Genomic DNA, 20,635 nt, shown 5'->3' on the forward strand with positions numbered 1-20,635 from the left:
GGATCCCTTCAAACGTCATCCGATGCTCGGATTTATTATAAACTCGGCCGGTATTTTTCATTATTTGTAGTAGCTTTTCCCACCGTTTATCTGTTAGCATTGTTCTTGGCATGATGAATCGAGTTAGGGTTGTTTTTGGCTGAATTATTATAACTCACATCATGCCGTCTAAAAAATAATCATGAAAGATCAACACGCCCTATTACAATCAACTACCGCCACAAAAACCATCATTTCTAGTAATTTATTAGATCTATCCATCTGCCTTTCACCAACACCAAACAATTGTCCCACTTATTTTGACAATAAATCACATAATAGCTTATTTATCTACAAAATAATAACCATTATCATAAACAAATGGTGCTAACCAATCACAATAATTAACTTACAGGAAAAATAAAATGAAACAATATCAAACAGATCTAGCTTCACTCATGTTACGAATTGCCTTGGGTGTCATGTTCTTGGCGCACGGTTTTACTAAACTACTCGTCTTTACTCCTTCAGGTACTGCGCAATATTTTCAATCACTTGGCTTTCCTTGGTTCATTGGTTATTTAGCCATTATGTTTGAAATTGGCGGCGGTTTGTTATTGCTTTTAGGTATTTTAACCCGCATTGTTAGTTTATTGGCAGTGATTCAAATGATTGTTATTACATTTATTCACTCAGTGAATGGTTGGTCATTCAGTAACGCAGGTGGCGGTTGGGAATATCCTGCCTTTATGGCGCTAACAGCACTCAGTTTAGCATTGCTAGGAAGTGGTCGCTTTAGTGTATTAGCTAAATATTTGGCGTATTAGAGGGGGAGATATTAGTTGTTTTTTTGACAAAACAGTTGAATAAAAACCTCAATAAAATAAATACTTTTTCTGACTGATCTTTACTTAGGGTTGAGTGGGTTAGAAGAGTAAAAGGCTCGGTTTGTGATCGAGCCAATTTAGATTGTTTATAAATATGTTATCGCTTTTTTGGCATCCATTATCCATAATCATTTAATTACAATGCTATAATTTATAAAATAGCCAGTTTGGTTTGAACAAACATTTCACAACTTACAACCGATGCAAAATTGGTTAAGGCAGACATAAAGTTGTTATGTACCACTTGGGATGGAATCGTTTTACCATCAAATTCGAGATCACAAGTTGTACAAGCATCGTGGATTAATATCGGTTGATAACCTAGTTCGGATGCGTGACGTGTTGTTGAGTCAACACACATATGGCTCATCATTCCACAAATAACCATCTGCTGGATCTGTTCTTGTTGTAATTTTTTTTGTAGCTCAGTTTGATAAAAACTATTAGGGAATGTTTTTTTGACAAGATACTCATGCAAGTTACCAAGCGGTAACAAACTTGGATGAATTTCAGCGCCTAAACTTCCGTTAGCAAAAAAATCCGCATGAGGATCAGACTTTATATGCTGAATATAAAAGATCGGTAATTGTTGTGCTCTAAAGTGTTTTTGTAGTTTTAAGGTATTTTGTAAAGTTAATTCTGTATTGTTTAAAGTAAATTTACCCGTTGGGAAATAGTCATTTTGTACGTCGATAATTATTAACCCTTGTTTCATTGTTTTGTCCTTAAATTATGTTTGAGTTGATAATTATGCGATAATTACGCTATCTGTTACATAATGAATTGAAAGTATTATTACTTACCTACTTTCAAAATGAAAAAGATAAACAAGTATGGATAAAAAAGATCGCGCTATTTTAGATGAACTTAAAAAAATAGTCGTCAATCATGGAAAGAAATTGGCGAAAAAGTATATTTGTCAGGACAGGCTGTTGGACAGCGAGTTCAAGAATTGTATGATAATCATATTATTGAAAAATTTACTATTAAAGAAAAAACAAATCAGCTTCAGTTTATAACGATTTATATGAATTCAAATCAATTCACCTCGTTCGAAAACATGGTCATGTCGTTTAAAGAAATCATCGAATTTTATAAAATCACAGGCGATGGGTGTTATTTTATAAAAAGTGAATTTACAGACCAAAACTTACCACATTTTTTAGACAAACTTGAGCTCTATTGCCGTTATAAAGTTAGTCATCAGTCAAAAGTGATTAAATAACGCTATTTTAAAAATTTACACCTAAACTTGTTGACTATTTTTTGTATAAAGATTTTTTACATAAAAAACAAAAAAAAGTTGCGAGCATGTAAATTCTGTTATATTTTGTTCAGTAGCTTTAATTATCAACTCAGTTAAAGGTTTTTATTTTTATGAATTGTTTTTGCGTTTTTATTACTAATGCTATTAGTACACATCATCATCACCATCATTCCTGAATAGTCTTCGGGCAATTGGTGCTGGAAGACTTTGGTCTTCCGGTGATGTCGCAAAAGCAAGCAGAAACCCTCGGAAGATCAAACTTCCGAGGGTTTTTTGTTTGTAGTTTATAAATTTTTAGATAACTTTGGAGAAAGATATGTTGGATAATTCGCGTTTACGCATTGCTATGCAAAAGTCAGGTCGATTAAGTGACGAATCAAAAAAGTTACTTGCCCAATGTGGTATTAAAATTAATCTTCAGGAACAGCGTTTGATTGCTTTTGCTGAAAATATGCCCATTGATATCTTGCGTGTTCGTGACGACGATATCCCCGGACTGGTTATTGATGGCGTTGTCGATATTGGGATTGTCGGCGAAAATGTTTTAGAAGAGGAAGTATTAGATAGGCAGGCCGAAGGCGAAGATCCACAATTTAAAAAATTGCGTAGTTTAGATTTTGGTGGCTGTCGATTGTCGATCGCAGCACCTCGTGATTTTGAGTATACAGGACCAGAATGTTTAAATGATTTGCGTATTGCCACCACTTACCCTCACCTGCTCCGCCGTTATCTTGCTCAATATAATGTTAACTTTAAAACATGTTTGCTTAATGGTTCGGTCGAAGTTGCCCCTCGGGCTGGGCTTGCCGATGTAATTTGTGATTTGGTTTCGAGTGGTGCAACGCTTGAGGCCAATGGACTAAAAGAGATCGAAGTTATTTATAAATCAAAAGCCTGCTTAATTCAACGTCAAGGTGAAATGTCGCCAATAAAACAGGCGTTAATCGATAAAATCATGACACGCATTCAAGGCGTTATTCAAGCTCGTGAATCCAAATATATTATGCTCCACGCCCCTACTGAGGTGTTAGATGATATTGTTGCGCTATTGCCGGGTGCCGAAAACCCAACCATTTTACCGTTAACAGGCGAGCAAAATCGTGTTGCGTTACATATGGTGAGTAGTGAATCTCTTTTTTGGGAAACCATGGAAAAATTAAAAACATTAGGCGCAAGTTCAATTCTTGTATTACCAATTGAAAAAATGATGGAGTAATAATATGAAACTCTCTTATTGGCAACAATGTACTGACGATCAACGCAGGAAACTACTTACTCGCCCAGCAATTAATGCTTCGGATTCGATTAGCAAAGCAGTAGCAGATATTTTGGTACAAGTAAAACAGCACGGCGATGAGGCTCTAAAAGCATTAAGTAACAAATTTGATAAAATTCAAATTGAGCAAATAAAGCTTACACAAGAAGAAATAAAAACCGCCGCAAATCGTGTTAATCCTGAATTAAAACAAGCCATGCAATTAGCGGTTGCCAACATTGAAAAATTCCACCAAGCACAAGCCTATCAATCCATTATGGTCGAAACAATGCCGGGCGTAAAATGTCAGTTAGTAACGCGCCCTATTCATTCAGTGGGACTTTATATTCCGGGTGGTTCTGCCCCTTTATTATCTACTGTGTTAATGCTTGCAACACCTGCTAAAATTGCGGGTTGTCGTCAAGTTATTTTATGTTCACCACCGCCCATTGCTGACGAAATTTTATATGCGGCACAATTATGTGGTGTTAGCGAGGTTTATCAATTAGGCGGTGCACAAGCCATTGGCGCAATGGCGCTTGGCACCAAATCGGTTCCTAAAGTCGATAAGATTTTTGGTCCAGGAAATGCCTACGTTACCGAAGCCAAACGACAAGTCAGTCAGCGACTTGATGGCGCAGCCATAGATATGCCAGCTGGTCCGTCTGAAGTACTAGTGATTGCAGATAGTTCAGCAAATCCTGCTTTCATTGCTGCCGATCTTTTGTCACAAGCTGAACATGGTCCTGATTCACAAGTTATTTTGTTAACACCTGATGAAAAAATAGCACAAGCAGTATCGATTGAAGTCGATAAACAACTTACGCAACTATCGCGCCAAAATATCGCTAAAAAAGCATTACAAGAAAGTCGCCTTATTGTAACTAAAGATTTGGATGAATGTGTTGCTATTAGCAATCGCTATGGTCCCGAACACTTAATTATTCAAACTGCGAATGCGGATGAATTAGTTGAACAAATTACTAGTGCTGGCTCGATCTTCTTGGGTGATTGGTCACCGGAGTCAGCAGGTGATTATGCATCAGGAACCAATCATGTATTACCAACTTATGGTTATACAGCCACATATTCTAGTCTTGGGCTTGCTGATTTTCAAAAACGTATGACGGTGCAAAAATTAACACCAGAAGGATTAAAAGCAATAGGTAATGCCGTTGAGCTTATGGCAGAGGCTGAACAACTAACCGCTCATAAACAAGCAGTTAGTCTTCGTCTATCAGTATTAAATTCAACAAATCAAAAGTAGGTGGCTAAAATGGATATCAATAAATTAGTTCGAAAAAATGTTCAGCAATTAACACCTTATCAATCTGCTCGGCGAATTGGTGGTCAAGGCGATGTGTGGCTAAATGCAAACGAGTATCCCGTTGCTCCACATTTTGACTTGACCGATCAAACCTTAAACCGTTATCCAGAACCACAGCCTGAAAAAGTAATTCAGCGTTATGCACAATATGCAGGGGTTAAAACTGAACAAGTACTCGTTAGCCGAGGAGCTGATGAGGCCATTGAGCTTTTAATGCGTGCATTTTGTGAGCCTGAAAAAGACAGCATTTTGTACTGTCCACCAACTTATGGTATGTACCAAGTAAGTGCTGAGACATTAGGTATTAAAACCAAAACTGTGCCAACCACTTCTGATTGGCAGCTTGATCTTGAGGGTATAAAACAAAATATTGATACTGTAAAACTAATTTATGTCTGTTCACCAAATAATCCGACCGGTAATTTAATCGATTCTGATGATATCAAAGCTTTACTTAATATTGCCAAAGATCGTGCTTTGGTCATTATTGACGAGGCTTATATTGAGTTTTCGCCTGAATCTAGTGTTGTTAGTTGGCTTAATGACTATCCTCACTTGGTGATTTTACGAACATTATCCAAAGCCTTTGCTTTGGCTGGATTACGTTGCGGTTTCACCATTGCTAATGAACCTGTGATCGAAGCCTTACAGAAGGTTATTGCACCATACCCTCTAGCAACCCCTGTTGCTGATATTGCAGCTCAAGCATTGAGTATAGATGGTGTGAATACCATGAAGCTACATGTGGTAAATTTAAATAATCAAAAGGAAAAATTTGCCAATTTACTTCGACAATGCCCAATTGTCGAAAAAGTTTATCCAAGTTATTCCAACTATTTGTGTGTTAAATTTCAACATGATAAAGATGTATTTAATATTTTATGGCGCCAAGGGATTATTTTACGAGATCAAAGTAGATCTATTGGGCAACAAAATATTATTCGTATTACCATTGGTACCCAAGCCGATTGCGAGGCAGTCATTTCTGCGCTCAAAACAATTAAATAGGAGTAAAAATGTTACAAAAGTACTTATTTATTGATCGAGATGGCACACTAATTACTGAACCTCCGGTTGATTTTCAGGTTGATCAGTTTAAAAAATTGGCTTTTGAACCTAATGTGATCCCTGCCCTACTCAAGCTACAAACTGCGGGATACCATTTAGTGATGGTCACCAATCAAGATGGGCTCGGGACTAGTAGCTATCCACAGGCTGATTTTGATGGTCCACACAATTTGATGATGCAGATTTTTAAATCGCAAGGTGTTAATTTTGAGGATGTCTTAATTTGCCCACACTTTCCAGAAGATAATTGTGAGTGTCGTAAGCCGAAAATCCAATTAGTTTTGCCATATCTTACTAGTGGTAAATTAGATAAACAAAACAGTTATGTTATTGGTGACAGGGTCACAGATATTCAATTGGCTGAAAACATGCAAATCCAAGGATTACGATATCATCCTGAAAATTTAAATTGGGACGAAATCGCCCAACGATTAACCACTAAAGATCGTTATGCAAAAGTTGAACGCAATACCAAAGAAACTAAAATACTTGTTGAAGTGTGGCTTGATCGCCAAGGTGGCAGTCAAATTAATACTGGAATTGGTTTTTTTGATCATATGCTCGATCAAATTGCGACTCATGGTGGAATTAAACTCAATATCCAAGTTGATGGTGATTTACATATTGATGATCATCATACCATAGAAGATACTGGACTAGCTTTAGGAGAGGCTCTAAAAATAGCACTCGGTGATAAACGTGGTATTACCCGTTATGCCTCTGTTATCCCTATGGACGAGTGTTTGGCCAGATGTGCAATAGATATTTCAGGACGCCCTTATCTAAAATTTAAAGCAGAGTTTACTCACCCTAAAGTTGGCGATATGAGCACGCAAATGGTAGAACATTTCTTTTACTCAATAAGTTATGCTATGGCTATTACATTGCATATTGAAACAGAAGGCGATAATGATCATCATAAAGTAGAAAGTTTATTTAAAGCTTTTGCTAGAACATTAAAACAAGCCATCAAAATTGAAAGTGACCGATTACCAAGCTCAAAAGGAGTGCTATAAATGAAGATTGTCATCCTCGATACTGGCTGTGCTAATCTATCTTCGGTCAAATATGCCGTGCAACGATTAGGTTATGATCCAATAATTAGCCTTGACCCTGATATCGTGCTCAGCTCAGATAAGTTGTTTTTACCTGGAGTAGGATCCGCAAGTTCAGCAATGGAAAAATTAAAAGAGCGTCATTTAGTTGAACTTATCAAAGTCTGTACTCAACCTGTATTAGGGATCTGCCTTGGTATGCAACTTTTAGCCGATTATAGTACCGAAGGACATGTTAACACATTGGGAATTATTCACGAAAAAGTTAGAGAAATTCCTAATTGTGGTTTACCTTTACCACATATGGGGTGGAATCAGGTTTCACCTAAAGCCGGTCATCATCTATTTCGAGATATTCCTGATGATGCTTATTTTTACTTTGTACATGGATACGCGATGCCATTATGCTCAGCAACAATAGCAGAAACCAATTACGGCGAAAGCTTTACCGCAGCCGTACAAAAAGAAAACTTTTACGGCGTGCAATTTCATCCCGAGCGTTCTGGCTTAGCCGGTGCAAAATTGCTAAAAAACTTTTTGGAGATGTAACTATGACAGCTTTTCCAATAATCATTCCTGCACTTGATTTAATCGATGGTTCCGTTGTGCGATTACATCAAGGTGATTATAAGCAAAAACGTGATTATGGCAACGATCCACTTTTACGCTTACAGGATTATGAAAAACAAGGTGCTAAACTGTTACATCTTGTTGATTTAACAGGTGCGAAAGATCCAAAAAAACGCCAAATTTTGCTAATACAAACTCTGATTAATGGTGTGCAAATACCAGTTCAAGTTGGTGGAGGAATTCGTACTGAAAAAGATATACAATCATTGCTATCTGCCGGCGCTGCTCGCATAGTAATTGGTTCGACAGCTATTAAGCAACCCGAATTGGTCAAACAGTGGTTTTCAAAATATGGTGCAGAAAGGCTAGTATTGGCTCTTGATGTCCGCATTGACAACCAAGGAAATAAATATGTCGCTATTCATGGGTGGCAAGAAGATTCCTGTCAGACACTAGAACAAGTGATTGATGATTACCTTCCTTATGGCTTAAGGCATGTATTGTGTACAGATATTTCCAAAGATGGCACACTCAGTGGCTCAAACGTTAAGTTGTATCAGGAAATTAGTCGTAAATACCCAGAGATTGCTTTTCAAGCGTCTGGCGGAATTGGTCAATTGAGTGATGTCAAAGCACTGAAAGACAGGGGTGTTAAAGGTGTCATTGTTGGCCGTGCTTTACTTGAAGAAAAATTTACAGTTCAGGAGGCAATTTCATGTTGGCCAAAAGAATAATTCCCTGTTTAGATGTTCGCGATGGACAAGTGGTTAAAGGTGTACAATTTCGTAATCATGAAATTATTGGAGACATAGTCCCCTTAGCAAAAAAATATGCAGAAGAAGGCGCAGATGAGCTCGTTTTTTATGATATCACCGCTTCGTCAGATGGTCGTGTTGTCGATAAAAGTTGGATTGCAAAAATTGCCGAAGTGATTGATATCCCTTTTTGTGTTGCTGGTGGTATTAAAACGGTTGAAGATGCAGGTCAAATATTAACCTTTGGAGCTGATAAAATTTCGATTAATTCCCCTGCCCTTGCTGATCCTAGTTTAATTACACGACTTGCAGATCGTTACGGAGTACAGTGCATTGTAGTTGGCATTGATAGCTGGTATGACAAACAGTCAAACAATTATCATGTTTATCAATTTACTGGTGACGAAAAACGTACCGTTGCCACAAAATGGAACACTCTCGACTGGGTACAGGAGGTACAAAAACGTGGTGCAGGTGAAATTGTGCTTAATATGATGAACCAAGACGGCGTTCGTAATGGATATGATATTATTCAACTAAACGCCGTTCGAGAAGTATGCAACGTGCCACTAATTGCTTCAGGCGGTGCTGGTACTATTGAGCATTTTCTACAGGCATTTAATGAAGCACAAGTTGATGGAGCATTAGCTGCTTCAGTTTTTCATAAACAGATTATTAATATTGGTGAACTTAAACAATATTTGGCACAACATGGAGTAAATATTCGATTATGTTAACGCAAAATTGCAATACCCAATTAGATTTACAACAACTGGATTGGCAAAAAGTGAATAATTTAATGCCAGTCATTATTCAGCATTATGTTTCGGGCGATGTGTTAATGCTTGGCTATATGAATCAAGAAGCGTTAGCACAAACACAAAATAGCGGCAAAGTCACTTTTTATTCACGAACCAAACAGCGCCTTTGGACAAAGGGTGAAACTTCTGGCTATTTTCTTAATGTTGTGAGTATTTCAACTGATTGTGATAATGATACATTATTGATTTTAGTTGATCCAGTTGGCCCAACTTGCCATACCGGCTCAACAAGTTGTTTTGCTTCGACTAAAACCCAATGGGGATTTTTATTTGAATTAGAACAGATAATTGCAGGGCGTAAAAATGCCGATCCTAAATCATCATATACCGCAAAACTGTATCATGACGGCACTAAGCGCATAGCCCAAAAAGTGGGAGAAGAAGGCGTTGAAACAGCCCTTGCTGCAACAGTTCATGACAGAGAGGAACTAAAAAATGAATCTGCCGATTTAATTTATCATTTATTAGTTTTACTCCAAGACCAGAATCTGTCTTTACAAGATGTCATTGGTATTTTAAAAGCAAGACATAAATAGTTATAATCCATCCAAAGTGCGAGTTATATCGCACTTTGTTTCAATTTTTTTATTCTCATAAAAAAGATAGAATAAATTAGTAAACTGGTAATTTTACCCCGTTAAACATCGTTAATACTTCGGAATTTTTTTCACATAACATAAGTTTTTCTACAGCTTGTCGATTCAAATGAGCCGAAAACTGACTGATAAAATCATACATATAACTGCGTAAATATAATGAGCGAGGAAAAACAATATAGGTCGTGCTGTAAGGAAAAATATGTCCAGCATTAAGTACAACTAAATCGTCATCTGAAGTATTGATCACCGCCATTTTTGCCACAATACCAACGCCAACACCTAATTTAACATAAGTTTTAATTAACTCAGCATCCGTTGTGCTAAAAACAATATTAGGTGATTGGTTAGCACGCAAGAAAGCTTGATTTAAATCTGAACCATCATTAGAAAAATCATAGCTAACTAACGGATATTTTGAAAGCTCTTCAATCGAAATTAATTTACTTTTGGCAAGCGGATGATCTTTCATCACTATCACAGCTTGATTCCAGTGATAGCAAGGTAAGGCAATCATATCATCGCTAAGCTGTGAGATATCGGTCACAATAGCAAATTCAGCCTGACCTGCTTGAGTTTGTAAAATACATTGAGGAGATGATCCTTGCTCCATATGCAATGTAATCTTTGGATATTGCTGCATAAACTGTTGAATCACAACTGGCAATGTATAACGAGCTTGAGTATAGGTAGTGGTAATTGTTAATGAGCCTTGATTTGGTTGACTAAACTCTTTGGCGATAATCTTAATATCATTGGACTTATTGAGGATCTCTCGGGCAAGAGCAATGATTTTTTCACCAACCGGTGTGATTTGAGAAAGGTGTTTACCCACTCGAGTAAATATCTGAACGCCGAGCTCGTCTTCTAATAATTTTATTTGTTTGCTTATACCGGGTTGAGAGGTATACAGTTTTTCGGATGTTAGCGATACATTGAGGTCGTTATTTGCGACCTCAACAATATAGCGTAATTGTTGCAATTTCATAACACTAAAACGCTCCTTTAACTGTATGCCTTTCTTCCTTTTTAATAACATTACAAAAGGAAGAATTGCTAAGGTAAGTCATTTCACAGCCTAGCACAAAACAATAATTATTTTATACTAAAACGTATACTTTCCTGAAAGTTTTTCACAAAATTCAGACGTGCTTACCTATTTTTTACTATTGATCCATTTGCCATCCACATATTGCATCACCCAACCTGTCGATTTTCCATTAACTTCAGAAGTAACATATTGTTGTTTATTTTTACGGCTAAAACGAACAATTGATGGATTACCATTAGGATCTTTATTTGGTGCTTCGGTCAAATAAATGAATTTTTCGGGTAAGCGCTCTTTAAAACGTTGTAACTCTTCTATCAAAGGTGCGCGTGTTTCTCTTGATTTTGGAAAATTATGCGCCGCCAAAAAGATACCCGCAGCACCGTCACGTAATACAAAATGTGCATCTGACTTGGTGCATTTTAGTTCAGGTAGATCAACTGGGTCTTCTTTTGGTGGTGCAACATCACCATTTTTTAAGATCTTACGCGTATTTTTACAATCAGGATTAGTACAGCCCATATATAGGCCAAATCGCCCTGATTTTAAATGCATTTCTGAACCACATTTTTCGCATTCAATAATTGGCCCTTCATAACTTTTAACCTTAAAGTTACCTTTTTCGACAATAAAACCATCACAAATCGGGTTATTGCCACAGATATGTAGTTTTCTTTCATTATCAAGTAGATAACTATCCATAGCCGTGTGACATTTTGGACAGCGTTTACGGGCTCTTAAAGCATCAGTTTCTGCTGTTTCAGCTTCTTCTAGAATATTTAATGTTTCGTGCTCAGGAATTAAGTTAATGGTCTGTTTACAACGCTCTTTAGGTGGCAACGCATAGCCTGAACAAGCTAAAAATACACCAGTACCAGCAGTCTTAATACCCATTTCACGCCCACAATTTGGACATTTAATTTCAGGTGTTAGCACTAATGGATTAAGCTGCATTCCGCCTTTATCTGGTGCTTGTTCAGCAACCTCAAGATGCTGACTAAAGTCACTGAAAAACTGATCCAGCACTTCACGCCATTCTTGTTTTTTATGAGCAATTTCATCCAGAGCATGTTCCATACGTGCTGTAAAATCATAACTCATTAGGTCATTAAAGTTTTCACTAAGTCTATCGGTAACAATTTCACCAATTTTTTCAGCATAAAACCGACGATTATCTAAACGTACATAACCACGATCTTGTATTGTCGAAATAATGGTTGCATAAGTCGATGGTCGCCCAATTTCTCGTTTTTCAAGCTCTTTAACAAGAGATGCTTCGTTATATCTTGCTGGTGGTTTGGTAAAATGTTGATTTGGATTTAAGTTAATTAAATCAAGCTTATCGTTTATCGATAGTGATGGTAATATTTTATCTTCATTATTTTTGGCTAGCTGTGGCTGCACTTTAGTCCAACCATCAAAACGCAATGTCCGACCTTTGGCTTTTAAAGTAAAATCACCTGAATTAACCGTAATTGTTGTTGAGTTATATTCAGCCGATGTCATTTGGCAAGCTACAAATTGGCGCCAAATTAGTTGGTATAATTTAGCGGCATCAGCTTCAACATCACTAAGATTATCAGCTAAGATAGTAACATCTGATGGGCGAATCGCTTCATGCGCTTCTTGCGAGTTCTTTTTACTACTGTATACATTAGCCGATTTTGGTAGATATTTATCGCCAAAATTTTTACCAATATAATCACGTACCATCGCTAGCGCATCCTGACTTAAATTGGTCGAGTCAGTACGCATATAGGTAATGTAACCTGCTTCATATAATCTTTGAGCCAACATCATGGTTTTTTTAACACCAAAACCAAGACGAGTACTTGCTGCTTGCTGTAAAGTTGAGGTAATAAAAGGTGCTGTTGGATTACTTTTAGTTGGCTTTTGTTCAATATTAGTTACTTGATATTGGTTTTTATTAAGTTCAGCTAGCGCAATATCAATGGCAACTTTATCTTTAGGTTCGAATGCATCGTTTTTATAATGAGTAACTTGTAAACTTAATGGCTCATTTTTAGCCGTGCTCAAATCAGCAAACAGATCCCAGTATTCTTCAGGAATGAAAGCATGAATTTCGCGTTCACGCTCAACAACAAGGCGTACAGCAACAGATTGTACACGTCCAGCTGATAAGCCCCTAGCAACCTTTTTCCAAAGTAATGGCGATAGCATAAAGCCAACTACCCGATCCATAAATCGACGTGCTTGCTGGGCGTTAACCCGATCCATATCAAGCATCGATGGTTCATTAAAAGCATTTTTGATCGCCGTTTTGGTAATTTCGTTAAAAACAACACGACGATATTTGCTATCTTCACCACCTATCACGTCTTTAAGATGCCATGCAATGGCTTCTCCTTCTCTATCCAAATCGGTTGCAAGATAGATCATGTCAGCATCTTTAGCCAGTTTTTTCAGTTCAGATACTACTCTTTCTTTACCTGGTAGAATTTCGTAATGCGCTTTCCAACCGTTATATGGATCGACGCTCATGCGATCAACCAATACTTGTTTTTCTGAACGTTTAACTTTTTTCTCAACTTTATCTTTTTTGTCTTTTATTGATTTTTCAGCTCGTTGGCTGCTACCACTTACAGGTAGATCGCGAATATGACCTACACTTGATTTAACCACGAAATCTTTGCCAAGATATTTATTGATCGTTTTTGCTTTGGCTGGTGATTCCACAATAACAAGGGATTTTCCCATAATTAAACCTTTCTATTCTGTTGTTTGTATTATTTACTATCAATATTTACATCTAGGAGTGACAGTAAATCATCTTTAATTGTTGATACTTTCGTTGCATATTGTTCTTTCTGCTCTGCATCTTCAATTAGTTGAGTAATGGTTTGTGACAACGTGCATCCACGGCGTTTAGCTAAATTAGCCAATCGTTGCCAAACTAAAAATTCCAAATCAATGGATTTTTTTCGAGTATTTTGTTGTTCTGCATTAAAATGACGCTTTCGCCTTGCCCGAATAGTTTGCTTCAGGCGATTATCTAAGTCAGGATTTAAATGCTGTTTTATCCAATCAACAACACCAGTTGGGTTATGTTCCAACAACAATAACTCATTGACCGCATGTTGCGCAGCACTTTTTTCAATATAGCGTGTAATTAACTCGCCTTCTAAGTGCCTTTTAACTAGGTAATTCCATTTCCAACCGCATTCAAGGTTTTCTAACTGTTGATATTTCATCCGTTCACCTTGTGACGCTGTAACTAAATAGCTATTTGTAGCATAATCTGCTCACACAATAAAGAAAATTATTGCGTTTGACAAATTTTTTATAAATCTGTTATCGTGAGCCTTTCATTTCGATCTTTATTTAAGGAATTCTACATAATGGCTAAAGCTGATGTTATTTATATTAATGGCTATATTTACACCGCAGATAAGCAAGACAGCGTGTGTGACGCTATCGCAATTGAAAATGGCTATATTATTGCAACAGGCTCCACGCAAGAAATAAATAACAGTCACTATGTTGATAATCATACAATAATTTATGATTTGCAAGGCAAGACAATGATGCCAGGCATTATTGACTCACATTTACACACCTTTTGGGGTGGCATGCAATTATCATCATGTAATTTAAATTACCAAAGTTTAACTATTAATGAGACTTTAGCTATTATTCAAGACTATTTAGATAAAGATCATCCCAATCATAACGCTAATTGGTTGCAAGTCCGTGGTTGGTTACGCCAAGAAGTCTTGCCAATTGGTACAGATATTACTCGTTTTGATCTTGATAAACTCAATACAAAACGCCCTGTTATTTTGTTTTCAAATGATTGTCATACTTTGGTTGCTAACAGCATAGCATTAGAAAAATTTGGTTTAGATAGAGACACTCCGGAACCATCGGATGGTAAAATTGGTCGTACTGATGAAGGTGAATTAAATGGTATATTAGAAGATGCTCCAGCCATGCGTGCTTTTGATAGTATTTCTAAATTAACTGATGAACAAGCACTTAATATTGCTAAATTATCGCAAGCAGAATTAAATAAACAAGGCGTTACTGCTGTTATGGATGCTCGAATTACTGAAACTCAAGCCGATGCCTTTTTAAGACTACAGCAACAAGATGGGCTTTCTATCCGCCTGTTCGGAGCTCGGGAATTGCCACCTGATGATGTATCATCAATCGCCGATATTCCAAATGTCATTGAGAAAGTAAAACAGTTTGCCGCTCGTTATGATGATAAAAACTGGCAACCTAAACCAGGCATTAAAATATCACATACTAAGTTATTTGTAGATGGCGTAATGCAAGCACCTTTGATGACGGCACGATTACTTAAACCATATCAGTTAGAAAACGAAAAAGATCGTTACGGTGATCTTTATTATTCCACTGAAATGTTAGATGCATTAATACTTGAATCCGCAAAAGCAGGTTTTCATCCACATATGCATACTGTTGGTGAAGGGGCAATTGAAGTAGTACTTGACGCTATTGAAAAAATGCGAAAAGCCTTACCTGATGCAGATATCCGTCCAAGCACTGCACATAACGAACTAAGCGCAACACACCAGTTTGCTAGATATAAACAATTAAATGCTTGCGTAGTATTTTCTTTCCAGTGGGCTGGTTGTAGTTCAGCAATGGTTGAGCAGTATCAAACTCTATTTGGTCCAGAACGTTATAATGGATTAGAAGCGCACGGGCAATACATTGATGCTGGTGTAAACTGTGCATTTGGTAGCGATTGGCCAATTGATCCTTTAAACGAATGGTATGATTTCCAAATTGCTATGACTCGACAAATTGATGCTGATCATCCACGATTAGACAGCGATCGTAATTTAACCATTACTGAAGTATTGCGTAGTGCTACTATCAATGCTGCATATGTATTAAATCAAGATGAATATATTGGTTCAATTGAAAAAGGTAAATTTGCTGATTTAATTATTTTAGATCGCAACCCATTTACCATACCAGCTAATGATATCCAAAACGTTAACGTGTTAACAACTATTGTTGGCGGTAAAACGGTTTATCAAAATGATGTAATTTAAAATTTAAATTTTTTATGTCAAATTACTACACCACAATTATTAGTGGTGTAGCATAAATAATTATCCAAGCTTTAATCAACTTCAATTGCTTTTGATTTTTCTGTTTCCACCGCTGTCGTTTTTGTGAAATGTAAGATAGCAGCAATAATCAATGCTCCGATAAACATATCAATCACATACCATATGGCTCCTGACCATACCTCCTAATTCCACTAAAGATCAATACAATAATCTACACTTATTTTATAAACTGATTTGTTAAATTAGTATTTCTGTTGCTACTCAAATGTAAAAATAGAAATTCAAAGTTTTAACTAACCAGTTTAAATTAAATAGGTCTTAATTAGCAGCTAATATACTTTAAAGTTTATAATTTGCCCGCTTTAATATTTTTACAAAAAATTAGCTTGCATAATTATTATAATATGGCAGAATTCCCTGCCGCTTTAAGCGGGTAAAAAGGCAAAACTATACTTAGTAGTTTTTTATTGTTTTTTGGGACAGAGGAGCAAAGTAAGTCATGTCCGCAATAAAAATGAAACGAGTTTTAACCACACCTGCATTAATTGCATTTGGTTTAGCTTATATGGTTCCTTTAGGGATCTTTACCACTTATGGGGAAGTCACTGTTGCCAGTAATGGACACTTACCTATAGCCTATATCATCACCCTTGCCATGATTTTTTTCACTGCATTAAGCTATTGTCGTATGGCAAATAAGCTACCTATTGCTGGTTCTGCTTATTCTTATGTACAACGTACTTTTGGTGGAAAAGCTGGATTTTTGGTGGGTTGGGCACAAATCCTTGATTACCTATTTTTGCCAATATTAAATTATTTGGTTTTAGGTATTTATCTTCACGACCGATTCTGTTTTATTCCAGCCTACGTTTTTGTATTGGCATCTCTTTTGGGGGTCAGTGTATTAAACTATCTTGGAATTAAACTAATTAATTGTGTAAACGTTACCTTGAATGTATTGCAAGTTTTTTTCATCATATTATTTATCATTTTGACAGTGACTAATGTTGATTTGACATCGGAAACAATGCTAAAACCATTATTAGTTAATACTGATGATTTTAGTGGATTACTATCTGGTGCAGCAATATTGTGTTTAGCTTTTTTAGGATTTGATGCAATAGCAACCCTAGCCGAAGAGTCTAATGATGCACGAAAATCATTACCTAAAGCCATTATCTTTACCGTATTAATTGCTGGTTGTATCTTCTTAGTTGTTTCATATTGTGCACACTTAGCCTATCCTCAGTGGACAGATTTTGTAGATAATAAAGATACAGCAAGTCTAGACGTAGTTCGTCGAGTTGGTGATATTAGTAAATTGGGGGGGGAATTTATGTATAACTTCTTCCAAACAGCTTATATAACTGGAGTTTTTGCATCAGCAATGACTGCGCAAACTAGCGTGTCACGGATTTTCTATGCAATGGGACGTGAAGGGGTGCTACCTAAACAGATTTTTTATAAAATTCACCCACGCTTTAGAACGCCTTATTTATCAATTATCTTTGTTGCTTGCTTTTCATTGCTATCATTAGTATTAGACCTTAGTTTAGTGGTTTCAATGATAAGCTTTGGCGCATTAGTAGCTTTTACTTTTGTCAATTTATGTGTGATTAAAAGCTACCTTGGTGGTAATAATGCAAAAACAGCATCGATGCTATTTAAGTATGGACTGTTACCTGCAATTGGCGTTTTGCTTTCATTGTGGTTGTGGACAAGTCTTGATGCAACAGCGATGATTGTTGGTTTAGCTTGGTTAGCAATTGGGGTTATTTATTTAATTTATCTAACTAAAGGTTTTACCAAAACGTTGCCTTCAATTGATCATAGCGAATTGAATTCAATAATCAAAAATTAACTTAATCTTTTTAAATTAGGTCTACTTAAAAGTATCTAGTTACGCCTTTCAAAAAACAACTCCGTCGACTTAAGTCGACGGAATCAAATAAAAAAATAATTATTAGCTAGCTAATGTTGTAATTACTCACCAAAACCAGTTGCAAATAGTTCACGGATTTCGTCCATTGCTGCTTGTTCATCTTCACCATCACAGATGATTTCAACAGTTGAACCACCTTTAACACCAGCACCTAGTAAACCCATCATACTTTTTAATTTAATTGCTTTATCATTATAAACAAGCTCAATTGATGATTTATAACGACCAGCTAATTTAACTAGAGTTGTTACAGGGCGAGCATGCAAGCCCGTTGAATTTTTTACTACCATTTGCTCTTTTAACATAATAAAGTCCTTATTTATATTTTAAAGTTAAAACTATAACTGTATTTATATCATAAATTAAACGATTTTGCTCTTTTTTTGCATGTGAATTTGTATAATTTAGATAAACTAGTTTGCTTATTTAAAGTTAATATTAAAGTTAGACCCAAAAATAACGTACAAGATGAAAAAAGATCGGTGCGGCAAAACAAACAGAATCTAAACGATCGAGCACACCACCATGACCACTAATTAAATTTCCCCAATCTTTTATACCTCTATCTCGTTTGATGGCAGACATAACCAAACCACCCAAAAAACCCAATAATGTAAGCATGAGTGAAATAAAACCTGCTTGGATAAAACTAAAAGGTGTGATCCAAAATAGGCACGCACCAATTAAACTTGCTGATAAGGTTCCTCCAATAAATCCTTCAACCGTTTTAGATGGCGATAAATTTGGACTAATTTTATGTTTACCGAATAATTTTCCAAACACATATTGCAACACATCTGAAAGCTCTACAACCAATACTAAAAAAGCAATCAAAAGAAGATTGCGATCCTGATAATTATCAATTGGTAATATTAATAATGCTGGTACACAAGAAATATTATATACTGTAATCATTAATCCCCATTGTACTTCAGCCGTTCTCTCCAAAAAATCATAAGTTGAACCGGTTATTGCCGCCAAAATGGCTAATAATAAAAAGCCATAAACAGGGATAAAAATACTAAATAATCCATACCACGATATAGCAACTAAAATATATTGCAAAGGTAAAGCAATGAAATAGGCAAATATCAATGCATAAGAATCATAACGACTAACTGGCGTTAAAATTAAAAACTCTCGTAATGCAATACCCGATGCTATAAAAAACAGAAAAACTATCGCAAATTTTCCTATCAAGAATGCAATACCTATAACTGCCACCATTACCCACCATGCATTAATGCGAGTAATAAGATTATCAATTACACTATTTGGACTACTAAGATGCCGTTTTAATAACCAACCTATAATAGAGGCAATAACAAGTAAAATACCAACGCCAGCAAATAGTAATAAGGTATCATTTTGATAATTAGGCATATTCCTTTCTCCTTATTGCTTGTCCACTGTTAAATATGGACCAATTTTACTTTAACTGAATTACCAAGATTGAAGAATGCCACTAAACCATGCTCCTATTAATAATATAATTTGTATAATCAGTAATGTTATTTGTTTTCTAAATAACCTTAACGTACCTTGTTGGCGTTCAATGATAGTCCGTTTTGTTAACTGATTGGACTTAATTAAATGAAGGGTTAACAGTGCATTATCTAACTCAATAAGTGTATTGGCGAGTTGTTTATTGCGAGTAGACAAATATTTAAACAGTTGTTTATCAAACTGAATTCGTAATGTGTAATAAATCCCAATCAATCCCATAATATAGCTCTTCGCCATAACCTGTAACACCTGTTCGAGCAATAACAATGTTTTTACTTGATGATGCAATTTCTTGCTTTAATTGTGTTAAACCTTTGCTTAAAGCACCAATAGAGTGACCATTATTTGGTGCATAATAGGTAAAAAGCAACTCATCATCTTCACCAATTAAAGTAATTTTTGTAGTTGTAGATCCACTATCAATACCTAAAAAAGCGTTTTGTTTTTGATAATCAGCTAGCTTAATTTTAGGAATTTCAATATATTTTCTTTGTTTTTTCCAATCATCAAAAGGCAATAATTTATTAAATAATGGATTTAATCTAAAAGACTGATTAGTGGTTATTTTTGTTGAGGCATTTAATTTTGCAATAAAATCAGTAATTGAAAGCTCAGTACGATCCAAAAGATGAATTGCAGCTCCCCAAGCCGACAATAAGGTGGGATGTTCAGTTTTTACAATTTGATCTTCAGTTAGCTTTAAAGTCTCTAAAGCCGCTTTACCAAGTGTTGGAATAAATGAAAATGGTCCACCAATTAACATCACTTTTGGTACAACGTCATAACCACGCGCTAAGGTGTTAACTAACTGAATACAAACGGCATGCAAAACAGAATATGCGATATTTTCTTTTGAAACGTTACGACTAATCAGATTTTGGACATCGGTTTTAGCAAAAACACCACAACGAGAAGCGATTGGGTAAATTTGGTTGTGATTTTGGGCGAGAAGATCGAATTGTTGAACTGGAGTATTAAGTAACGTTGCCATCTGATCGATAAACGCTCCAGTTCCACCAGCACAACTGCCATTCATACGAATATCTGGTGGACGATCTGGGAAGAAGAAGATCATCTTACTATCTTCTCCCCCTATATCAATCAATGTTCTTACTTCGGAATATTTTCGTTGCACAACTTCTGAAGCAGCTACCACTTCTTGAATAAAAGCAATCTCTGCTTTTTCCGAAATCCCCATTCCTGCCGAACCAGTCACTTTCACCGACAAGATAATATTATTGCCAAGTTTTTGTACTATCTCATCTAATAATCGCAACACAGTTGCTATAACATGGGCATTATGGCGAACATAATTGGCATACACAAAGTTATCATGCTCATCAAGTAACACACATTTAGCTGTTGTAGAACCAACATCCAATCCTAACTTATATAGTTTTGACATAATAAACTCACATTTAGCAAGAATATAGCTAACTATTAAAAAATTAATTTTATTTTTATAAATGACAATTATAGCTAAATGTTTA

General features: G+C 36.0%; 20 protein-coding genes, 1 pseudogene and 1 other annotated feature. Of the genes and pseudogenes, 12 read left to right on the forward strand and 9 right to left on the reverse strand.

Annotation, left to right across the window (positions count from 1 at the left end; genetic code table 11):
- A pseudogene (locus A9G38_RS12030) lies at positions 1–112 on the reverse strand (IS5/IS1182 family transposase); the annotation flags it as partial.
- A gap of 292 nt (positions 113–404) precedes the next feature.
- Between A9G38_RS12030 and A9G38_RS06580 the strand changes: the two are divergent.
- Positions 405–806 carry a DoxX family protein gene (locus A9G38_RS06580; RefSeq protein WP_034913068.1) on the forward strand — a complete coding sequence of 134 codons (402 nt, stop codon included), beginning with the start codon at positions 405–407 and terminating at the stop codon, positions 804–806.
- A gap of 211 nt (positions 807–1,017) precedes the next feature.
- On the opposite strand, the gene A9G38_RS06585 is transcribed toward A9G38_RS06580, so the two are convergent.
- Positions 1,018–1,581: a cysteine hydrolase family protein gene (locus tag A9G38_RS06585; protein ID WP_034913065.1), complete on the reverse strand. Its 564-nt coding sequence runs from the start codon at positions 1,579–1,581 to the stop codon at positions 1,018–1,020.
- A 201-nt stretch (positions 1,582–1,782) separates the two neighbouring features.
- On the opposite strand from A9G38_RS06585, the gene A9G38_RS06590 reads away from it, so the two are divergent.
- The 9 genes from A9G38_RS06590 (at position 1,783) to hisIE (ending at position 9,520) form a co-directional block, all read left to right on the forward strand.
- A complete protein-coding gene (locus A9G38_RS06590; protein WP_051634243.1) occupies positions 1,783–2,091 on the forward strand; it encodes an Lrp/AsnC ligand binding domain-containing protein in 309 nt (102 codons plus the stop codon).
- 199 nt (positions 2,092–2,290) lie between these two features.
- Positions 2,291–2,411 (forward strand) — a sequence feature (His leader region).
- Positions 2,412–2,449: 38 nt separating this feature from the next.
- Positions 2,450–3,349 (forward strand): ATP phosphoribosyltransferase, encoded by a 900-nt coding sequence (gene hisG, locus A9G38_RS06595; protein WP_034913062.1) that lies wholly within the window; start codon positions 2,450–2,452, stop codon positions 3,347–3,349.
- 4 nt (positions 3,350–3,353) lie between these two features.
- Positions 3,354–4,655: a histidinol dehydrogenase gene (gene hisD, locus A9G38_RS06600; RefSeq protein WP_034913058.1), complete on the forward strand. Its 1,302-nt coding sequence runs from the start codon at positions 3,354–3,356 to the stop codon at positions 4,653–4,655.
- Positions 4,656–4,664: 9 nt separating this feature from the next.
- Entirely contained in the window at positions 4,665–5,723 is a 1,059-nt protein-coding gene (hisC, locus tag A9G38_RS06605) for a histidinol-phosphate transaminase (RefSeq protein ID WP_034913055.1), read from the forward strand.
- 8 nt (positions 5,724–5,731) lie between these two features.
- Positions 5,732–6,799, forward strand: coding sequence for a bifunctional histidinol-phosphatase/imidazoleglycerol-phosphate dehydratase HisB (gene hisB / locus A9G38_RS06610; RefSeq protein ID WP_034913050.1), 1,068 nt, complete (start codon positions 5,732–5,734; stop codon positions 6,797–6,799).
- Positions 6,800–7,387, forward strand: coding sequence for an imidazole glycerol phosphate synthase subunit HisH (gene hisH, locus A9G38_RS06615; RefSeq protein ID WP_034913047.1), 588 nt, complete (start codon positions 6,800–6,802; stop codon positions 7,385–7,387). It begins immediately after the preceding gene.
- 17 nt (positions 7,388–7,404) lie between these two features.
- On the forward strand, positions 7,405–8,142 hold the full coding sequence (gene hisA, locus A9G38_RS06620) for a 1-(5-phosphoribosyl)-5-[(5-phosphoribosylamino)methylideneamino]imidazole-4-carboxamide isomerase (RefSeq protein WP_034913080.1): 738 nt from the start codon (positions 7,405–7,407) through the stop codon (positions 8,140–8,142).
- A complete protein-coding gene (gene hisF, locus A9G38_RS06625) occupies positions 8,124–8,900 on the forward strand; it encodes an imidazole glycerol phosphate synthase subunit HisF (RefSeq protein WP_034913044.1) in 777 nt (258 codons plus the stop codon). The genes hisA and hisF overlap by 19 nt, the downstream gene beginning before the upstream one ends.
- Positions 8,894–9,520 carry a bifunctional phosphoribosyl-AMP cyclohydrolase/phosphoribosyl-ATP diphosphatase HisIE gene (gene hisIE, locus A9G38_RS06630; protein WP_034913042.1) on the forward strand — a complete coding sequence of 209 codons (627 nt, stop codon included), beginning with the start codon at positions 8,894–8,896 and terminating at the stop codon, positions 9,518–9,520. Before hisF ends, hisIE begins: the two co-directional genes overlap by 7 nt.
- Before the next feature lie 76 nt (positions 9,521–9,596).
- Here hisIE and cysB read toward each other — a convergent pair whose 3' ends face one another.
- The 3 genes from cysB to matP form a co-directional block, all read right to left on the reverse strand.
- Positions 9,597–10,568, reverse strand: a complete 972-nt coding sequence (cysB, locus tag A9G38_RS06635) for an HTH-type transcriptional regulator CysB (RefSeq protein ID WP_034913038.1) — start codon at positions 10,566–10,568, stop codon at positions 9,597–9,599.
- Positions 10,569–10,736: 168 nt separating this feature from the next.
- Entirely contained in the window at positions 10,737–13,346 is a 2,610-nt protein-coding gene (gene topA, locus A9G38_RS06640; RefSeq protein ID WP_034913033.1) for a type I DNA topoisomerase, read from the reverse strand.
- A 29-nt stretch (positions 13,347–13,375) separates the two neighbouring features.
- Entirely contained in the window at positions 13,376–13,840 is a 465-nt protein-coding gene (gene matP, locus A9G38_RS06645; protein WP_034913031.1) for a macrodomain Ter protein MatP, read from the reverse strand.
- A 147-nt stretch (positions 13,841–13,987) separates the two neighbouring features.
- Here matP and A9G38_RS06650 point away from each other — a divergent pair, with 147 nt between their 5' ends.
- Complete coding sequence (locus A9G38_RS06650) at positions 13,988–15,676, forward strand: amidohydrolase (protein WP_034913028.1); 1,689 nt, start codon at positions 13,988–13,990, stop codon at positions 15,674–15,676.
- Between the two features lie 520 nt (positions 15,677–16,196).
- Positions 16,197–17,558 carry an APC family permease gene (locus A9G38_RS06655; RefSeq protein WP_034913025.1) on the forward strand — a complete coding sequence of 454 codons (1,362 nt, stop codon included), beginning with the start codon at positions 16,197–16,199 and terminating at the stop codon, positions 17,556–17,558.
- Positions 17,559–17,680: 122 nt separating this feature from the next.
- On the opposite strand, the gene A9G38_RS06660 is transcribed toward A9G38_RS06655, so the two are convergent.
- The 4 genes from A9G38_RS06660 to A9G38_RS06675 all read right to left on the reverse strand — a co-directional run bounded on the left by A9G38_RS06660 (position 17,681) and on the right by A9G38_RS06675 (position 20,550).
- Entirely contained in the window at positions 17,681–17,944 is a 264-nt protein-coding gene (locus tag A9G38_RS06660) for an HPr family phosphocarrier protein (protein ID WP_034913021.1), read from the reverse strand.
- Positions 17,945–18,083: 139 nt separating this feature from the next.
- A complete protein-coding gene (locus tag A9G38_RS06665) occupies positions 18,084–19,022 on the reverse strand; it encodes a phosphatidate cytidylyltransferase (RefSeq protein ID WP_034913015.1) in 939 nt (312 codons plus the stop codon).
- Between the two features lie 60 nt (positions 19,023–19,082).
- The gene (locus A9G38_RS06670; protein ID WP_034913012.1) at positions 19,083–19,364 is read right to left on the reverse strand and encodes a hypothetical protein; all 282 of its coding nucleotides are present in this window, start codon (positions 19,362–19,364) and stop codon (positions 19,083–19,085) included.
- Positions 19,321–20,550, reverse strand: coding sequence for a BadF/BadG/BcrA/BcrD ATPase family protein (locus A9G38_RS06675; protein WP_141671748.1), 1,230 nt, complete (start codon positions 20,548–20,550; stop codon positions 19,321–19,323). The genes A9G38_RS06670 and A9G38_RS06675 overlap by 44 nt, the downstream gene beginning before the upstream one ends.
- Positions 20,551–20,635 lie beyond the last annotated feature (85 nt).

The organism is Gilliamella sp. Imp1-1, assembly GCF_001690415.1.
GTDB classification, from domain to species: Bacteria; Pseudomonadota; Gammaproteobacteria; order Enterobacterales; family Orbaceae; genus Gilliamella; species Gilliamella bombi.

Coding starts and splice junctions, on each gene's coding strand:
- A9G38_RS06670 (WP_034913012.1), bottom strand. CDS start 19,364: ATGGGATTGATTGGGATTTATTACACATTACGAATTCAGTTTGATAAA.
- hisC (WP_034913055.1), top strand. CDS start 4,665: ATGGATATCAATAAATTAGTTCGAAAAAATGTTCAGCAATTAACACCT.
- A9G38_RS06585 (WP_034913065.1), bottom strand. CDS start 1,581: ATGAAACAAGGGTTAATAATTATCGACGTACAAAATGACTATTTCCCA.
- cysB (WP_034913038.1), bottom strand. CDS start 10,568: ATGAAATTGCAACAATTACGCTATATTGTTGAGGTCGCAAATAACGAC.
- A9G38_RS06655 (WP_034913025.1), top strand. CDS start 16,197: ATGTCCGCAATAAAAATGAAACGAGTTTTAACCACACCTGCATTAATT.
- hisD (WP_034913058.1), top strand. CDS start 3,354: ATGAAACTCTCTTATTGGCAACAATGTACTGACGATCAACGCAGGAAA.
- A9G38_RS06580 (WP_034913068.1), top strand. CDS start 405: ATGAAACAATATCAAACAGATCTAGCTTCACTCATGTTACGAATTGCC.
- hisH (WP_034913047.1), top strand. CDS start 6,800: ATGAAGATTGTCATCCTCGATACTGGCTGTGCTAATCTATCTTCGGTC.
- hisF (WP_034913044.1), top strand. CDS start 8,124: ATGTTGGCCAAAAGAATAATTCCCTGTTTAGATGTTCGCGATGGACAA.
- matP (WP_034913031.1), bottom strand. CDS start 13,840: ATGAAATATCAACAGTTAGAAAACCTTGAATGCGGTTGGAAATGGAAT.
- hisB (WP_034913050.1), top strand. CDS start 5,732: ATGTTACAAAAGTACTTATTTATTGATCGAGATGGCACACTAATTACT.
- hisIE (WP_034913042.1), top strand. CDS start 8,894: ATGTTAACGCAAAATTGCAATACCCAATTAGATTTACAACAACTGGAT.
- A9G38_RS06665 (WP_034913015.1), bottom strand. CDS start 19,022: ATGCCTAATTATCAAAATGATACCTTATTACTATTTGCTGGCGTTGGT.
- A9G38_RS06675 (WP_141671748.1), bottom strand. CDS start 20,550: ATGTCAAAACTATATAAGTTAGGATTGGATGTTGGTTCTACAACAGCT.
- topA (WP_034913033.1), bottom strand. CDS start 13,346: ATGGGAAAATCCCTTGTTATTGTGGAATCACCAGCCAAAGCAAAAACG.
- A9G38_RS06650 (WP_034913028.1), top strand. CDS start 13,988: ATGGCTAAAGCTGATGTTATTTATATTAATGGCTATATTTACACCGCA.
- hisG (WP_034913062.1), top strand. CDS start 2,450: ATGTTGGATAATTCGCGTTTACGCATTGCTATGCAAAAGTCAGGTCGA.
- A9G38_RS06660 (WP_034913021.1), bottom strand. CDS start 17,944: ATGTTAAAAGAGCAAATGGTAGTAAAAAATTCAACGGGCTTGCATGCT.